The sequence below is a fragment of the Arthrobacter sp. 01L42 genome (assembly GCF_056400005.1).
Map to the genome: position 1 here is coordinate 50756 of NZ_JBFTSL010000001.1, position 15772 is coordinate 66527.

General features: G+C 67.3%; 15 protein-coding genes. 8 read left to right on the plus strand and 7 right to left on the minus strand.

The window, feature by feature from the left end; all coding sequences use genetic code 11:
* The 3 genes from AC1DN2_RS00200 to AC1DN2_RS00210 all read left to right on the plus strand — a co-directional run bounded on the left by AC1DN2_RS00200 (position 1) and on the right by AC1DN2_RS00210 (position 2834).
* On the plus strand, positions 1-780 hold the full coding sequence (locus AC1DN2_RS00200; protein ID WP_476848768.1) for a PIG-L deacetylase family protein: 780 nt from the start codon (positions 1-3) through the stop codon (positions 778-780).
* Positions 781-855: 75 nt separating this feature from the next.
* A complete protein-coding gene (locus AC1DN2_RS00205; protein WP_476848769.1) occupies positions 856-1386 on the plus strand; it encodes a gluconokinase in 531 nt (176 codons plus the stop codon).
* A 53-nt stretch (positions 1387-1439) separates the two neighbouring features.
* The gene (locus tag AC1DN2_RS00210; RefSeq protein ID WP_223913985.1) at positions 1440-2834 is read left to right on the plus strand and encodes a GntT/GntP/DsdX family permease; all 1395 of its coding nucleotides are present in this window, start codon (positions 1440-1442) and stop codon (positions 2832-2834) included.
* A 136-nt stretch (positions 2835-2970) separates the two neighbouring features.
* Here the strand turns inward: AC1DN2_RS00210 and AC1DN2_RS00215 are convergent, their stop codons facing one another.
* The 4 genes from AC1DN2_RS00215 to AC1DN2_RS00230 form a co-directional block, all read right to left on the minus strand.
* A complete protein-coding gene (locus tag AC1DN2_RS00215) occupies positions 2971-3870 on the minus strand; it encodes an anti-sigma factor (protein ID WP_476848770.1) in 900 nt (299 codons plus the stop codon).
* A 10-nt stretch (positions 3871-3880) separates the two neighbouring features.
* On the minus strand, positions 3881-4486 hold the full coding sequence (sigK, locus tag AC1DN2_RS00220; RefSeq protein WP_223913940.1) for an ECF RNA polymerase sigma factor SigK: 606 nt from the start codon (positions 4484-4486) through the stop codon (positions 3881-3883).
* A gap of 307 nt (positions 4487-4793) precedes the next feature.
* A complete protein-coding gene (locus AC1DN2_RS00225) occupies positions 4794-5261 on the minus strand; it encodes a tRNA (cytidine(34)-2'-O)-methyltransferase (RefSeq protein WP_026538402.1) in 468 nt (155 codons plus the stop codon).
* An 83-nt stretch (positions 5262-5344) separates the two neighbouring features.
* Complete coding sequence (locus AC1DN2_RS00230; RefSeq protein ID WP_476848771.1) at positions 5345-6331, minus strand: J domain-containing protein; 987 nt, start codon at positions 6329-6331, stop codon at positions 5345-5347.
* A gap of 141 nt (positions 6332-6472) precedes the next feature.
* Between AC1DN2_RS00230 and AC1DN2_RS00235 the strand changes: the two genes are divergently transcribed.
* Positions 6473-7390: a diacylglycerol/lipid kinase family protein gene (locus tag AC1DN2_RS00235; RefSeq protein ID WP_476848772.1), complete on the plus strand. Its 918-nt coding sequence runs from the start codon at positions 6473-6475 to the stop codon at positions 7388-7390.
* 61 nt (positions 7391-7451) lie between these two features.
* Here the strand turns inward: AC1DN2_RS00235 and AC1DN2_RS00240 are convergent, their stop codons facing one another.
* Positions 7452-7880, minus strand: a complete 429-nt coding sequence (locus AC1DN2_RS00240) for a hypothetical protein (RefSeq protein WP_476848773.1) — start codon at positions 7878-7880, stop codon at positions 7452-7454.
* A gap of 92 nt (positions 7881-7972) precedes the next feature.
* Here AC1DN2_RS00240 and AC1DN2_RS00245 point away from each other — a divergent pair, with 92 nt between their 5' ends.
* Positions 7973-8743 (plus strand): helix-turn-helix transcriptional regulator, encoded by a 771-nt coding sequence (locus AC1DN2_RS00245; protein WP_476848774.1) that lies wholly within the window; start codon positions 7973-7975, stop codon positions 8741-8743.
* Here AC1DN2_RS00245 and AC1DN2_RS00250 read toward each other — a convergent pair.
* Positions 8685-9686: a DMT family transporter gene (locus tag AC1DN2_RS00250; RefSeq protein ID WP_476848775.1), complete on the minus strand. Its 1002-nt coding sequence runs from the start codon at positions 9684-9686 to the stop codon at positions 8685-8687. The genes AC1DN2_RS00245 and AC1DN2_RS00250 overlap by 59 nt on opposite strands.
* Positions 9687-9837: 151 nt before the next feature.
* On the opposite strand from AC1DN2_RS00250, the gene AC1DN2_RS00255 reads away from it, so the two are divergent.
* On the plus strand, positions 9838-11079 hold the full coding sequence (locus tag AC1DN2_RS00255) for a cysteine desulfurase family protein (RefSeq protein ID WP_230009524.1): 1242 nt from the start codon (positions 9838-9840) through the stop codon (positions 11077-11079).
* An 8-nt stretch (positions 11080-11087) separates the two neighbouring features.
* Here the strand turns inward: AC1DN2_RS00255 and AC1DN2_RS00260 are convergent, their stop codons facing one another.
* Positions 11088-12326 (minus strand): NAD(P)/FAD-dependent oxidoreductase, encoded by a 1239-nt coding sequence (locus AC1DN2_RS00260; protein WP_476848776.1) that lies wholly within the window; start codon positions 12324-12326, stop codon positions 11088-11090.
* 280 nt (positions 12327-12606) lie between these two features.
* Between AC1DN2_RS00260 and mnmA the strand changes: the two genes are divergently transcribed.
* Both mnmA and AC1DN2_RS00270 read left to right on the plus strand, forming a co-directional pair.
* Positions 12607-13719 (plus strand): tRNA 2-thiouridine(34) synthase MnmA, encoded by a 1113-nt coding sequence (gene mnmA, locus AC1DN2_RS00265; protein WP_476848777.1) that lies wholly within the window; start codon positions 12607-12609, stop codon positions 13717-13719.
* Between the two features lie 318 nt (positions 13720-14037).
* Positions 14038-15666 (plus strand): ABC transporter substrate-binding protein, encoded by a 1629-nt coding sequence (locus AC1DN2_RS00270; protein ID WP_476848778.1) that lies wholly within the window; start codon positions 14038-14040, stop codon positions 15664-15666.
* Positions 15667-15772 lie beyond the last annotated feature (106 nt).

Consider the following 15772-nt stretch of genomic DNA (forward strand, 5'->3'; position numbering starts at 1 on the left):
ATGAGCACCACCGCCGTCCCGGCACAAAGCCCGTTCGACCCGGAGACCACCCGGATTGAGCGGGTGCTTTGTTTCACGGCCCACCCGGATGACATCGATTTCGGCGCAGCCGGCACGGTTGCAGCCTGGACCGCCGCCGGAGTCCAGGTCAGCTATTGCATCATGACCGACGGCGACGCCGGCGGCTTTGATCCGGAGCAGCGCGAGGAAATTGTGCGGCTGCGCGTTGCGGAGCAGCAGCGCGCCGCCGCCCTGGTCGGCGTCACGGACATCCATTACCTGCACCAGCGTGACGGCTACCTCGAACCCTCGCATGAGGTAATGCGCGAGGTGGTGCGCCTGATCCGGCAGCTCCGGCCCGACGTCGTGCTCTCCATGCATCCGGAACGCAACTGGAACCGGATCCAGAAGAGCCATCCGGATCATCTCGCCGTGGGGGAGGCGGTGACCCGCGCCGTGTACCCCGCGCTGGAAAACCCGTTCGCGTACCCGGAACTGGCCGAGTCCGGGCTGGAGGCCTACAAATTGCCCTGGCTGTGGCTCTTCGCCGGGCCGGAAGAGCGCGAAAACCACTTCGTGGACGTCACCGGGCATGTGGAGAGCAAGCTGGCCGCCATCCACATCCACGTCAGCCAGCACCCCGACGTCGACGCCATGGACCGCACGGTCCGCGGCCTCATGCTCGGCACCGGGGCCCGGGCCGGACTTCCCGCCGGGCGCAGCGCCGAGGCCTTCCATGTCGTAACAGTCAACGGCCAGGGGACTATCGCCGGTTTCTAGTGTTGCTGCAGCACAACCTCTGCCATATGCTGGCCTCTGTTTAAATCATATTTATTTGATGGAAGGCAGACTTTGATGGCGAAGACTGCGCAACACCCCGTTCTTGTGATCATGGGCGTCTCCGGATCCGGCAAATCAACTGTCGCGGGACTTCTGGCCGGCAGGCTGGGCTGGGACTTGGCCGAGGGCGACGACCTGCACCCCGAATCAAACGTGGCAAAGATGCACGCAGGACAGCCGCTGACCGACGAGGACCGGTGGCCCTGGCTCGAAAGCATTGCCGACTGGATCCGGGACCACACCGGCGCCGGGAATCCCGGCGTCGTGACCTGTTCGGCGCTGAAGAAGCGCTACCGGGACGTTCTGCGCGGCGAAGGGGTGGTTTTCGTGTTCCTCGAGGGATCACGGGACAAGATCTCCGACCGGCTGGCCTCCCGCCACGGGCACTTCATGCCCCCGGCCCTGCTGGAGTCCCAGTTCGACGCGCTCGAAGCCCCCACGGCAGACGAAAACTTCATCTCCCTGTCCGTCTCCGCAACGCCGGCGGAAGAAGCACAGGAAATCATCACCCGACTTAATCTCGACGCCGCCGACGCCAGGCCCTGAGCCTTCCCGCGTTTCGCCGCGACCAAGGAATTTTTGTGAAATCACTGATAGCAATGCAGCTTCCGGCTGCCGTTGAGGCCGGGACCGGCGTCAATACCCAACTACTGATCATCGCGGGTCTGGGCATCGCCCTGCTCGTGGTCCTGATCGCCAAATTCAAGTTCCACCCCTTCCTGGCCCTGATTCTGGGGTCAGGATTCGTCGGCCTCGCTGCCGGTGTGGAACCGGCCAAGGTGATCATCAACTTCGAGGACGGCGTGGGCGGCGTCCTGAAGGAAGTCGGTCTGCTGGTCGCCCTCGGCGCGATGCTGGGCAAGCTGCTCGCGGACTCCGGCGGCGCGAACCGGGTGGTCGACACCCTCCTGGCAAAGGCCACCGGAAACAAGCTGGTCTGGTCCATCACGCTCGTAGCCGTGATCATCGGCCTGCCGATGTTCTTCGAGATCGGGCTCGTCCTGCTGCTGCCGGTGATCGTCCTGGTCACGCAGCGCTCCAAGATGCCCCTGATGCGCATCGCCATCCCGGCGCTGGCCGGCCTGTCCGTGCTGCACGGGTTGGTGCCGCCGCACCCGGGACCGCTGATCGCGATCAGCGCCGTCAAGGCTGAACTGGGCACCACACTGGCCCTCGGCATCCTCATCGCCGTCCCCACGGTGATTATCTGCGGCCCGCTCTTCTCCCGCCTGGCGGCCCGGTGGGTCCCGGTGGGTGCCCCCGCCGTCGCCGGCGGCGTCGATACCGTGCACGGCGCGGACATGGAGGGCGTCAAGCGCCCGCCGAACTTCACTGTCACGCTGTTGACCATCATCTTCCCGGTGGTCCTCATGCTGCTCAGGGCCGTTGTGGACATCATCTGGCCGGACCCCAAGACGGCCCCCGCGATCCGGATGTTCTTCGACTTCGTCGGGCAGCCGCTGGTGGCGATGACCCTGGCCGTCCTGCTGGCCATGGTGACCTTCGGCTACGCCGTGGGCCTCAACGGCGCCAAGATTACGAGCAAGATCGCTGCCAGCCTGGGCCCGATCGCGGGGATCATCCTGATTGTCGGCGCAGGCGGCGGCTTCAAGCAGACGCTGATTGGTGCCGGTGTGGGTGACTCGGTGAAGGCCTGGGCCGAGGGGACCAACATGTCCGTGCTTGTGCTCGGCTTCATCGTGGCCGTTGCCCTGCGCCTGGCGACAGGCTCAGCCACCGTCGCCACCGTGACGGCCGCCGGCATCGTGGCACCGCTGGCCAGCTCGCTGTCGCCGACGCACGCCGCCCTCCTGGCCCTCGCGATCGGCGCGGGCTCGCTGTTCTTCTCGCACGTGAACGACGCCGGGTTCTGGCTCGTCAAGGAGCTGTTCGGACTCACTGTGGGCCAGACCTTCAAGACCTGGTCCGTCATGGAAACCCTGATCTCCGTGGTGAGCTTCGGCCTGGTCATGCTGCTCTCGCTGGTCATTTAGCCGGGCAGGACAGCGGCCGGACAGGACGTCCGCCGGCCACAACACAAAGCCGCCCGGGCCTTGAGTCCTTCTACGGAAGGAGCCAAGGCCCGGGCGGCTTTGTGTGTGCGGGTGGCTTGCTGTCTCCTGCGGGTGGCTAGGCGTCCAGCGGTGCGGCGGCGACGGTCGGCAGGGTAGGCGACGCGGATCCGCCTTCGGGCTCCACGGTGATGCCCAGCGCGGCCGCGGAACCGATGCCCTTGACCACCGCGGGCTTGGACAGGGCTTCAGCGTCCATGAGGCCCTGCGAGACCGGGGCCGAGCCGTCCTTGGGGATCAGCCACATCTGGTAGACCTTGCCCACGGGCGGGGCCGGGACGCCGTTCATTTTGACGACGGCGGCATCCTTGGACGGGGAAATCGACACGGTGGCGGTGCCGCCGCCGTTGACGTCGACAGTAGCCTGGCGGACGTCGCTGGCCTGCATCACCTGATTCAGGGGATCGTTCTGGTTGGCCACGTAGGCTCCGACGCCCACACCGCCCAGGGCGATCACGGCTGCTGCGGCGACGCCGATAAGCCAGTTCCGCATGCCCTGCGGGCGGCGGCGCTCTTCCCTGCGCTGGCGGGCCGCGCCGAGTTCGTCGATGGCGGGCAGCGCGGAGCCGTCACGTACCGGATGCGGCAGCACCGGCGTCGCTTGCGGAGCCGTGCCGGGAAGCGGCACTGCGGCGGGGGACTGCGCTGCGGCCTGCTCTGCTGTCTGCGCAGGCAAGGATGACATGATCCGGTCCAGCAGCCCGGGCGGAGGCTCTTCCTCTGCGGTGAAGCTGGTGGCCAGGGTCTCCCGGGCCTGCCGGACCCGCTCGTTGAAGGCAGCCCTGTCTGCTGCCGGTGCGGAGGCGAGGAACTGCTCGATTGCGGCGCGTTCGGCGTCGTCCACGGCGTTGAGGGCATAGACCTCGGCAAGGTCCACCACGCGGCCGGACGACAGGTCGGTGGCGATCTCGGCGGTGAAGCCGCCGGGGAGGCGGTTGTTGTTCTCATGTGCGTTCATATCGGTCAATTCAGCTCACCCCCAAGCAGGTCTTCAGTCGGATGAGTCCATCGCGGATGCGGGACTTGATGGTAGGTACCGCGGCATTCAGCCGCTCGGCCACTTCCCGGTAGGTGAGGCCGCCGTAGTACGCCAGCCGGACGGACTCCTGCTGCGTATCGGTCAGCGTCTCCATGCACCGGACCACGGCCTCGGCCTCGAGCCGGCTGCCGACTTCGTCCGAGACGGAATCGTGGTCGATCTCCTGGCTGCTGGCACCGTATCTGGCTTCGCGGTCGGTGGCGGACTGCGAGGACCGGACCTTGTCAACGGCGCGTCGGTGCGAGATCGTCATGAGCCAAGCGAGCGGACTGCCGGCGGCGGGATTGAATTTGGCGGCGTTCTGCCAGACCTGCAGGAAGACTTCCTGGGTGGTGTCCTCACTGAGTTCGGTATCGATCAGGACCCGGCGTGCCATGCCGAAGACGCGCCTGGAGGTGAGGCTGTAAAATTCCGCGAACGCCGTCTGGTCGCCCTGGGCAATCAGTGCCAGCAGGCTGCTGAGCCGGCCGTTGATGTCGGCTGAGGTGTCCGCCGGTGCGGCGGCCTCGGGGTTCGGGGCATTCGGAGTTTCCATCACTCCCAAGCATAGGGCGCTTGCAGCCCAACGCGGGCCAATCGGTGCGGCATGCGTCGAGGGGCCGTCCCCTGCCACGCGGGCAGAGGATCTGTCCAGATGTACTGTTCTCACCTGCCGCTCCTCGCTCCCTTCCGTTTCTCCGCACTAGGCCCGGTAGACACAATGTGAGTGGGCGGATTGGTGTCCGCCTTCAGAAGTGATTCGGTGCGCCCCGGCATCTGGATGGGCGTGCTGCGCGGGAATTCTTTCCCGCGGGCCGCCCAGGGGGCCGCCGCACGTCCTGGCGGGCCTTCGCGGCGGACCGCTACAACTTGGCCCCTGCAAACCCGTTCTGGCGCCACGCCTCGTAGACGGCGATGGATGCCGCGTTGGCCAGGTTCAGTGACCGGAGGGCTGGGAGCATCGGCAGGCGCACCCGGGACGTCACCCGGGGACTGTGTTTGACTTCCTCGGGCAGGCCTACGGATTCAGGACCAAACAAGAGGACGTCGCCGGCACGGTAGCGGATGTCTGTGTACGTGGTCTCGCCGTCGGAGGTGAAGGCAAATACCCGTTCCGGCTCGAGAGCGGCCCACGCCGCGTCGATGTCCGGGTGGACGGTCACGACGGCGAGGTCGTGGTAATCAAGGCCCGCCCGCCGGAGTTTGGCGTCGGAGAAGTCAAAGCCCAGGGGCTCCACCAGATGCAGTTCGGCCCCCGTAATGGCAGCCAGCCTGATGGCGTTTCCCGTATTGCCGGGGATTTCTGGGGTGTGGAAGAGGATGCGGAACACCGTCCCATCCTAGCGAGCCGCCGGCGTCGAACGCGCCTCGGGCCTTCCCTTCCCCTGGGCGCAGGGGAGCGCCTGGGCGGAATCTAGTGCATTCCGCGCAGCAGGCGGGCCAGCACGGGAACGTTGACGGTGTTGGGCGCCGGTCCCGAGCCGAGGAACAACTTCAGGCCGCGGGCCAGGCCCGCGGCGTTGACCACCTCGACAAGGCCCGAGCCTTCCCCGTACCCGCTTCCCTGGCCGCCGGGGGCGCGGCGGTGCCGGTCGATGACCGGTTGATGCAGATTGCCGTCCGTGCTGTGGACGACAATCCAGCCGGTGACATTGAGCTCGGGGAATATGTCCTGCATCCGGCGCACGATGTGGCCCAGCTGGGGCGGGGCGACGGAGCGTCCGCCGTGGGTCAACGTGCTGCCGTTCCATGCATAGGCACCCGGCGGCAGCAGCATGGATCCGACGATCGCGAGACGGTACCCGGCAAGGACCGCGTGGTCGATGTGGCTGTTGTCCGCCGGGGACTGCAGCCCGTTGACAAGGCGCGCCGCCGGGATGGTGGTCAGGATCTGCCTGCTGATGAGCTGCACGGTGCGCATCTCGCGTTGGATCCGGGCTTCGGCGCCGAAGATGCCGCGTTTGCGGGGCATGCCGTGGACCTGCTGCCGGGCCACGCTGGCGGGAATCAGCGGCACCGCCGACCCGCCGTCAAACTGCTCGAACGGTGGAACATAGACGGGTGGATCTGCGGCCGTATTCCGCGGCGTGTTCGGCCGGCGCACGTTGGCGGAGGCCCGGCTGCCCGCGGCGGGCGCGTCGAAGTGGGCGCCCTCATCGCCGGCGGGAGACGAATACGCGCCGCCGGATGCGCTGCCGTAGGAGCGGTCGTAGTCCGCGCGGCGCTTGGTGTCGATGAGGGTCTCGTACGCGAGCGTGACGCGCCGAAACGCTGCAGGGTCGCCGCCATGGTCCGGGTGGGCGGTCCGGGCGGCCTTGCGGTACGCGACTTTGATGTCCTTCTCCGTCGCCGTCACGGGGATCCCGAGGACCTGGTAATGCGAGCTGCTGCCCTGCGTCAAACAGAGATCCTTTTCGTTGATGGTGCCGGCGGTGGGAATGCCGGACCGTTCGTGGGCGTCCGGCGTGCCCAGTTTAACCGGCTGGAGGAATAACGACTGCGTGCACAGGGATGGTTCCCGGCGGCTGGCATAATTCAGCGCATGCTGATCGCCGTCGCCGTCAACCCGCGCGCATCCTTTGGCCGGGCGCGGCACGCCGGCAAGGACGCGGCGGCGTACTTCCGTGCAGCCGGGGCGGAGGTCCTGCTGCTGTGCGCGGACAGTTATGCCGGGCTCGCGCAGGCAGTTGAGGCTGCGCTGGAGTCGGGCGTGGATGCCCTCGTGGTGGTGGGCGGCGACGGCATGGTCCACCTCGGGCTTAACGCGATAGCAGGTGAAGGTGCCGGAGCAGGTGCCGGTGCCCGCCGGCGGGTTCCACTGGGCATCATTCCCGCCGGGACGGGCAACGACACGGCCCGTTCGCTGGGCCTGCCGCTGCACGACCTCCCGGCGGCCTGTGAACGGGCCCTGGAGTCTTTGGCCGGCGGCGGCCGGATGATTGACGCCGGCAGGATCACCGCCGGAGGATCCTCCCGCTTGTTTGCGGGCGTGGTCTCGGCCGGGTTCGATGCCGCAGTCAATGAGCGGGCCAATGACTGGCGCTGGCCGCGCGGCAAGATCCGCTACCAGCTCGCCATGCTGCGGGAACTGGCGTCGTTCCGGGCCATCGATTACACGGTGACTGCCGACGGCGAGAAGTGGCAGCAGGGCGCCATGCTGATTTCCGTCGCCAACGGCCAGTCGATCGGCGGCGGGATGAGGATCGTCCCGGGAGCCGCCCTTGATGACGGCTACCTGGACCTCTTCATTGTCAACCGGCTGTCCCGGACCCGGCTGCTGGCCGTGTTTCCCAAGGTCTTTGCCGGCAAGCACGTGGGCCACCCCGCCGTGCAGCTTCGCCGGGTCCGCACCGTGGAACTGTCTGCCGGCAATATCGTGGCTTACGTCGACGGCGAGCGGATCGGGGCGCTCCCGATGACCATTGAGGTCGTTCCGCGGGCCGTCTGCGTCCTGGCGTAGTGGCGTGGCCCGGCGTCTTCGCCCAGCTGCCGGGACCAGTTGCCGGGACCCGCCGTCTGGCCTAGCTGCCTGGCGTCGCGGCCGGCACGGCCTTGCGCGGGGACAGCCTGTTCAGCGCCAGGGCACCCACGAGCAGCCCGAAGTCACGCAGAGCGACATCGTAGAAGCCGCCGAGGACGATCAGGTTGATGATGATGCCCAGCAGCCAGGCGGCCACGATCACCGATCCGAAGCGCGGGCGCAGCGCCACCGCCACGCCGGCGACGATTTCCACCACGCCAACGATGTACATGATCGTCTGGGCCGGCAGCGGGACCACTTGGGTCACCACGGGCGCCAGGTACATCGTCCAGTCGGTCAAGAGGTTCGTGAACTTGTCCAGGCCGAACAGGATCGGCGCAACCGTAAAGACGGTCCGCAGCAGCAGGAAGGCCTGACGGTCCGCCGTGAGCTGCTGTGCGGGATTGGCGAGGGCTGGGGAAACTTTCATGGCATTGCTCCTTCTAAAAATAGATATCTCGATTTTAGAGGGCCCCGCAGCAATTAAGCAATGATTCTTGTTTTTAGAGATATTCTTGTGTCATGACCAAGCTTCCGTGGAACCAGAGGCTGGCGGCGGTCGCGTCGCTGGGAGACGAGAGCCGCAGGAGGCTGTTTGACTTCGTCGCCTCAGCGGCAGATGCCGTTGGCCGGGACGATGCCGCGCAGGCCGTGGGCCTGGCGCGGAGCACTGCCTCGTTCCATCTGGACCGGCTCGTGAAAGACGGGCTGCTGGCTGTGGAGTTCCGCAAGCTCGGAGGGCGGGAGGGCCCGGGGTCCGGCCGGCCCGCCAAGCTGTACCGGGCCGCCGTGGATGAGGTCGCGGCCTCGGTGCCCGATCGCCACTATGATCTCGCCGCCGAGCTGCTGGTGTCCGCGATCGAGGACGCAACCAGCGGCGGCGGTTCGCCGCGGGAGGCCCTGCTTCGGGCTGCCCGCGCGAGGGGGCAGTCGGCGGGTGAGTCGGCAGCCCGCGCAGCCGGCCGCGAGCCGGCGGGGGCCACCGGGGCGGAGCCTGCGGACTCCGCCGGCAGCCCCGATGGCGCCGGCCCGTTCGAGGACTTCCTGGCGGGGCAGGGCTATTGCCCGGCGGACGACGGCGGCGGGGGACTGGTGCTGCTGAACTGCCCGTTCCATCGCCTCGCCGCCGGGCACGCAGACGTGGTGTGTGCCATGAACGGAGCCTTTCTCGGCGGGGCCTCAATGGCCCTGGGGATCGAACCGGGCCGGATCGAAGCCCTCGCCATCGAAGATCTCAGGGAGCAGGGCGGCGCGCGGCCCGGGCAGTGCTGTGCCCGTATTCTTCCATCGTGACCGGACTGCCTGCGTGAGCCTGCCCGCCTGCAGCGGCGGCGGGCGGCCCGGCTTGGGCCCTGCCGGCGGGGTGGCCGGCGTTGCGGGCCTGGCCCTTGATTCCGGTCAGCAGCACGCCGGCGATCACCAGGAGGCCGCCTGCGATCTGCACGAGGGTGAGCGGGGTCCCGAACAGCACGGTGATGATCGCGGTGAAGACCACCATCAGGTTGAGGTAGTTTCCGGCGGTCCCGGACGGGGTGGTTTTCAGCGCCAGGTTCCAGAGGAGATAGGAACCAAGGGACGGGAACAGGGCGATATACGCCATCGACCAGCCTTCGGCCGCGGTATCGGGAAACCGCACGTTCATGGCGAGAGCAAACGGCGCCAGAGTCACGGTTGCGATCACCACCTGCACCGCTGTGGCCGCGACGGGCGGCACATCCAGCCGGCGGGCAACGATGGTGTAGAAGCCCCAGACGATGATCGCGCCAATCATCATGAGCTCACCGGTGTTGATGGCGAGGCTGACCACGCGGGCCAGCTCGCCCTGGGTCAGGACCAGCAGCACACCCAGCAGGCCAAGGCAGATGCCGAGCCAGCCCAGCCGTGTGGTCTTCTCACCGAGCAGGACGATCGCCATGACCACAATGAGGGCCGGGTTTGCGGCCGTCACCAGCGAGGCGTTCATCGCGGACGTGAATCCGAGCGCGCCGTAGAGCAGCAGTGTGTAGCCGCTCATGCCCAGGACACTCAGCAGCAGAAGCACGGGCCAGCGGCGCAGCACCGCGCCCCAGTCGGGCCGTTCAATGAGGTGGGCCAGGATCAGCAGCGGCACGGCGGCCAGGCTCCAGCGCCAGAAGGTCAGGTCCAGCGGTGTCATTGAGGCTCTGGCGGTCTGTCCGACGACGAAATTGCCGGACCAGAACAAGGTGGCCAGCACAAGGCAGAGTGGCGCTTTCACCGCTTGAATGTACACCAGCCCCGGGTGCTTCACTGTGCCCTTCACTGTGCCTCCGGCCGGTGCCTTCGCCCTGACACTGTGCCTCTGCCCTGAGACTGTGCCTTCGCCCTGGCACCGCGGCAGCCCGGGCGCGCGCAGGTAGAATTGGGCTGTGCCTGTCTACCTCGATCACGCCGCCACCACCACCCTCGCCCCGGAAGCGCTGGCCGCGCTGACGCGCGAACTGGCCCGGACCGGCAACCCGTCCTCGCTGCATGGATCGGGCCGCCGTGCCCGGCGCTCCGTGGAGGACGCGCGGGAAGTACTCGCGGCGGCCGCCGGCGCCCATCCCTCGGAGGTCATCTTCACCTCCGGCGGGACCGAGGCGGACAACCTGGCGGTCAAGGGCCTGTACTGGGCCCGCCGTGCCGAGGACCCGGCGCGGACCCGCATCCTCTGTTCCGCCGTCGAACACCACGCGGTGCTGGACACCGTCGAATGGCTCGAACGGCATGAAGGCGCTGACGTGTGCTGGCTCCCCGTGGATGAGGCGGGCGTCGTGGACCTGGCCGTGCTCGAAGCCGAGCTGTCCCGGGATCCGGGCTCGATCGCACTGGTGAGCGTCATGTGGGCCAACAACGAGGTCGGCACCATCCAGCCCGTCGCCCGGGTTGTGGAACTGGCACACGCCGCCGGCGTACCCGTCCACTCCGACGCCGTCCAGGCCTTCGGCTCCCTGCCCGTTGACTTCCGCGGGACGGGCCTGGACGCCATGTCCGTCTCCGGGCACAAGATCGGCGGACCGGTCGGCGTGGGCGCGCTGATCCTGGGCCGGGCGGTGAAGCTGACCCCGGTGCAGCACGGCGGCGGGCAGGAACGCGACGTCCGCTCCGGGACGCTGGACACCGCCTCGATCGCCGCGTTTGCCGCGGCCGCCGAGGCCGTTGCCGCGAAACTCCCCGAGGAAGCCGCCAGGATCGCGGCCCTTCGGGACCGGCTGATTGAGGGGGTCCGTGCGGCCGTCCCCGAAGCCGTCCTGCGGGGCGCCCCGGGCCCCGGGCGGTTGCCGGGCAATGCGCATTTCACGTTCCCCGGCTGCGAAGGGGACTCGCTGCTGTTCCTGCTGGACCTCGCCGGCGTCGAATCCTCCACTGGCTCCGCCTGCACCGCCGGTGTTCCGAGGCCCTCCCATGTGCTGCTGGCGATGGGCCTGGACGAGGACACGGCGAGGGGGGCGCAGCGATTTACGCTCGGGCATTCCTCAACCGACGCCGACGTCGATGCCCTGCTCGCGGCGTTGCCGGGCGCCTACGCGCGGGGCCGCCAGGCCGGCATGGCCGGGCATGAGTCCAGCATCCAGACCGCCGGAACGGTCGCGCGCGAGGCCGCCCGTCAGGCTTCCGGCAGGAGCTGATCCAGGAGCTAATCCAGGAGCTGATCCAGGGGTACCGAGGAGTCGGCAAGCAGGTCCGGGCTCACGGCGGTGCGGGCGTTGATGAGCGCCTTGATCGCCTTCTGCGGCTTGGCGGCGCGGGGCCAGTTGACATTCATTCCGGCGATCACCTGGCCCTCGCGCTGCCAGAAGGCAATGAACTCCTTGTCCGCAAGCGAGCCGCGGATGACCGGCGGGCCGGCAACGAGCGTCGGGAAGCCCGAGTACTCCATGCTGACGTCGTACTGGTCCGTGTAGAAGTACGGGATGGTCTCCAGCGTGGCGTCGAGGCCGAGCATCGCCTTGGCTGCCACCTTGCCGCCATTCAGGGCATTGGACCAGTGCTCGCTGCGGTGGTGTTCCCCGGTGAACGGGTGCAGGGCGTTGGCGACGTCGCCTGCGGCGAAGATCCCGGGCGCCGAGGTCCGCAGCGACGCGTCGGTGAGGATGCCGTTGCGGATCCCGAGCCCGGCCGCCTCGGCCAACCCGACCTCCGGCACAACGCCGACGGCGATGACCACGAGGTCGGCGGGCAGGACTTCGCCCGAGTCGGTGACCACTGCCGTCGCCCGACCAAACCACCCCTGAATCTCGGCAGCGGACGCCGGAAGCCTGAACCGTACCCCGTGGGCCTCGTGCAGCCCGCGGAAGAAACCGCCCAGGTCCGGGCCAATCGCCGCGCCCAGCGGCACGTCCTCCAGCCCCATCAGGGTGACGGTGTTTCCAAAGGTGCTGGCGGCAGCGGCCAGTTCCATCCCGATCCAGCCGGACCCGACCATGACCACGTGCAAACCGCCGCCGGCAAGGCGGGCGTGCAGGCGCCGGCTGTCCTCGACCGTCCGGAACGTGCTGACGCCCTCGAGACCGCTGCCGGGCAGCGGGATGGTCCTGGGCCGCGCTCCCGTGGCAAGCAGGAGCGAGCCGTACTCCAGCCGCCGCCCGTCATCCAGAACCACAGCCCGGGCAGCCGGGTCCACCGCCGTGACCTGGACGCCGAGCCGGAGGTCGACGTCGTTCGCGTCGTACCAGTCCTCGGGCACCACAGGCAGGGCGTCGTCGCCGGCCTTGCCCAGCAGGTACTCCTTGGACAGCGGCGGGCGCAGGTACGGCTGGTGGGACTCGGCGGCCACCAGCACCACCGGACCGCTGAAGCCCTCCGCCCGCAATGTTTTGGCGGCGGTGGCGCCGGCCAGCCCGCCGCCCACGATCACGATGTTCCCGACAGCCATGTCCGCTCGATTCCCGCGTCGGTGCGCTTCCGTTTTCTAAAACCGCTTGTCCTGACGCTAGAAGGGGGAGGCGGTCCCGTCAAGGCCTTTTGGGGAGGATTCGGCGTGGCGATAGAATGGCGGGGCAGGCATTGTGCTATTTCCGGGGGCCAGCAGTAGCACTGCGGTTCAACCCAGCAGTGAAAGCCCGGCAGTAGCCCAGCACTAAAAGCCCAGCAGCACCGCAGCTGCGAACAGCAGCCCCGGGGCCTGTGACCCCCGAACCCTAGAGAAAGCCAGTATGCGAGTTCTTGCAGCCATGAGTGGCGGCGTCGATTCCGCCGTTGCCGCCGCCCGCGCCGTCGAGGCGGGGCACGACGTCGTCGGCGTCCACCTCGCGCTGTCCCGGATGCCGGGCACCCTGCGAACCGGCAGCCGCGGCTGCTGCACCATCGAGGACTCCCGCGACGCCTGGCGTGCGTGCGACATCCTCGGGATCCCGTACTACGTCTGGGACTTTTCCGAACGGTTTAAGGAAGATGTCGTCCAGGACTTCATCGATGAGTACGCCGCAGGCCGCACCCCCAATCCCTGCATGCGCTGCAACGAGCGGATCAAATTCGCCGCCCTGCTGGAGAAGGCCATCGCCCTGGGCTTCGATGCCGTATGCACCGGCCACTACGCGAAGGTCATCACGGACGCCGACGGCAACCCCGAACTGCACCGCGCTGCGGACTGGGCCAAGGACCAGAGCTATGTGCTGGGGGTGCTGACCCACGAACAGCTCAAGCACTCGATGTTCCCGCTGGCCGAGACGCCGTCCAAGGCCGAGGTCCGCGCGGAGGCGGAGCGCCGCGGCCTCTCCGTGGCGAACAAGCCGGACAGCCACGACATCTGTTTCATTCCCGACGGCGACACCGCCGGCTGGCTCGCCGAGAAGATTGAAATGACCACGGGGGACATCGTGGACGAATCCGGCGCCAAGGTCGGCGAGCACCCGGGCGCCAACGCTTTCACCGTGGGCCAGCGCCGCGGGCTGAAGCTCGGCACCCCGGCCGCGGACGGCAAGCCGAGGTTCGTGCTGGAGATCCGGCCCAAGGAGAACAAGGTGGTGGTGGGCCCGGAGGCCCTGCTCGCCATCGACGAAATCCGAGGCATCAAGGTCTCCTGGGCGGGGCTGCCCATCGCCGAGGTGGCGAGCCGCGAAGAGTTTGACTGCTACGCCCAGGTCCGCGCCCACGGCGACCCCGTCCCTGCCCGCGCGCATATGGCGGACGACGAGCTTGTGGTCACGCTCACCGAGCCGCTGCGCGGCGTGGCCCCCGGCCAGACGGTGGTGCTCTACCAGGGCAGCCGCGTGCTCGGCCAGGCCACGATCGATGCCGCGCGCTCGCTGCAGCGGGCCGCGCTCTAGCTGCCCGCCCCACCGACTCCAGCGAAGGGTCCCGCCAGTTGGCGGGGCCCTTCGTCGTCTGTACCCTCCGTCGTCGTCAGACTACCCGGCCGTCCACGGCGCCCGGATGCGCAGGACCCTGCCGAAGATCCGGGCGGAATCCTGCAGAAAATGAGAGAAACCTTCGAATCGTGTAAATTTTGTGTCTCAACTCACAAAATGCAACGTTTCACCGAATGATCGTCTGGTTGAATCTAGGAATCAGCAAAGCGTGCCGCCCGACGAGTCAGTCGTTTCACTTCGGGCTGCGCTAGAACGCATCGAACAGAAAGTTCACAGATGGCAATGAACAAAAAGGCCTGGCACAGCGTCATCGCGCTGGCCGGGGTTTCCGCCTTTGCACTGACGGCCTGCACAGGGCCGACCGGGGGCGCTGGCGGGTCATCAGCCGCAGCTAGCGGTCCGATCGCCTACGGCACCACGGACAAGGTCACTGCCTTGGATCCGGCGGGCGCGTATGACAACGGTTCGTTCATGGTGATGAACCAGATCTACTCCTTCCTCCTCAACTCGAAGCCCGGCAGCGCAGATCCCGTGCCCGACCTGGCAGAGTCCGCGTCCTTCACCTCGCCGAACGAGTACACGGTCAAGCTCAAGCCGGGCCTCAAGTGGGCCAACGGCCACACGCTCGACTCCAAGGACGTCAAGTTCTCCTTCGACCGGCAGACCAAGATCAACGATCCCGCCGGTCCCGCAAGCCTGCTGACCAACATCGAAAGCATCACCGCCCCCGATGCCAACACCGTGGTCTTCAAGCTGAAGCAGGCGAACGACCAGACCTTCGCTCAGATCCTCAGCAGCCCCGCCGCGCCGATCGTAGACGATGAAGTCTTCCCGGCCGACAAACTGCTTGACGACGACTCGATCGTCAAGGCCAAGGCGTTCTACGGCCAGTACGTGATCGACACGTACAAGAAGAACGAGCTGGTCAGCTTCAAGGCATTCCCTGACTACCAGGGGGTCCTCGGCAAGCCGGCCAACGACGCCGCCACGATCAAGTACTACGCCGACCCCACCAACATGAAGCTGGACATCCAGCAGGGCAACATCGACGTCGCGAACCGCAGCCTGAGCGCCACCGACGTCGATGACCTCAAGAAGGACTCCAAGGTCAAGGTCAACGTTGGCCCCGGCGGCGAAATCCGCTACATCACGTTCAACTTCGACACGATGCCGTTCGGTGCCAAGGCTGCCGACGCCGATCCGGCCAAGGCGCTCGCCGTCCGCCAGGCCATCGCGAACCTCGTTGACCGCCAGTCCATCGCGGACCAGGTCTACAAGGGCACCTACCTGCCGCTGTACTCCAACGTTCCCAACGGCTTCCTGGGCGCCAACGAATCGTTCAAGGACGCCTACGGCGACGCCGGCAAGCCGAGCCCGGACAAGGCCAAGAAGGTCCTCGCCGACGCCGGTGTGACGACCCCCGTCTCGATGAACCTTCAGTACAACCCGGACCACTACGGGAAGTCCTCCGGCGATGAGTACGCCATGATCAAGGACCAGCTGGAGAAGTCCGGTTTGTTCAAGGTCAACCTGCAGTCCACGGAATGGGTCACCTACAGCAAGGCCAGCCGCGCCGACGAATACCCGCTGTTCCAGTTTGGCTGGTTCCCCGACTTCAGTGACGCCGACAACTACCTGACCCCGTTCTTCCCGGAGGGCGGCTTCCTGAAGAACCACTACAACAACCCCACCGTCAACGACCTGATCAGCAAGCAGCTCACCACCGTCGATAAGACTGAACGCGAGTCCACGATCAAGGATGCGCAGAATGCCCTCGCCAAGGACATCTCCACGCTTCCGTTGCTCCAGGGCGCGCAGGTTGCCATTTCCGGCAGCGGTGTCAAGGGTGTCGATTCCACCCTCGATGCCTCCTTCAAGTTCCGTTTGGGAACTCTTTCCAAGTAAGGCTGCAGCCCTGCTGTCCTGACCAGCCTGCGAGGCGGGGCGCCCTCGAGGCGCCCCGCCTTTGCTGGTCATTGCCGCATCCTGCAGTTCACGCCGGCCCGCCCAA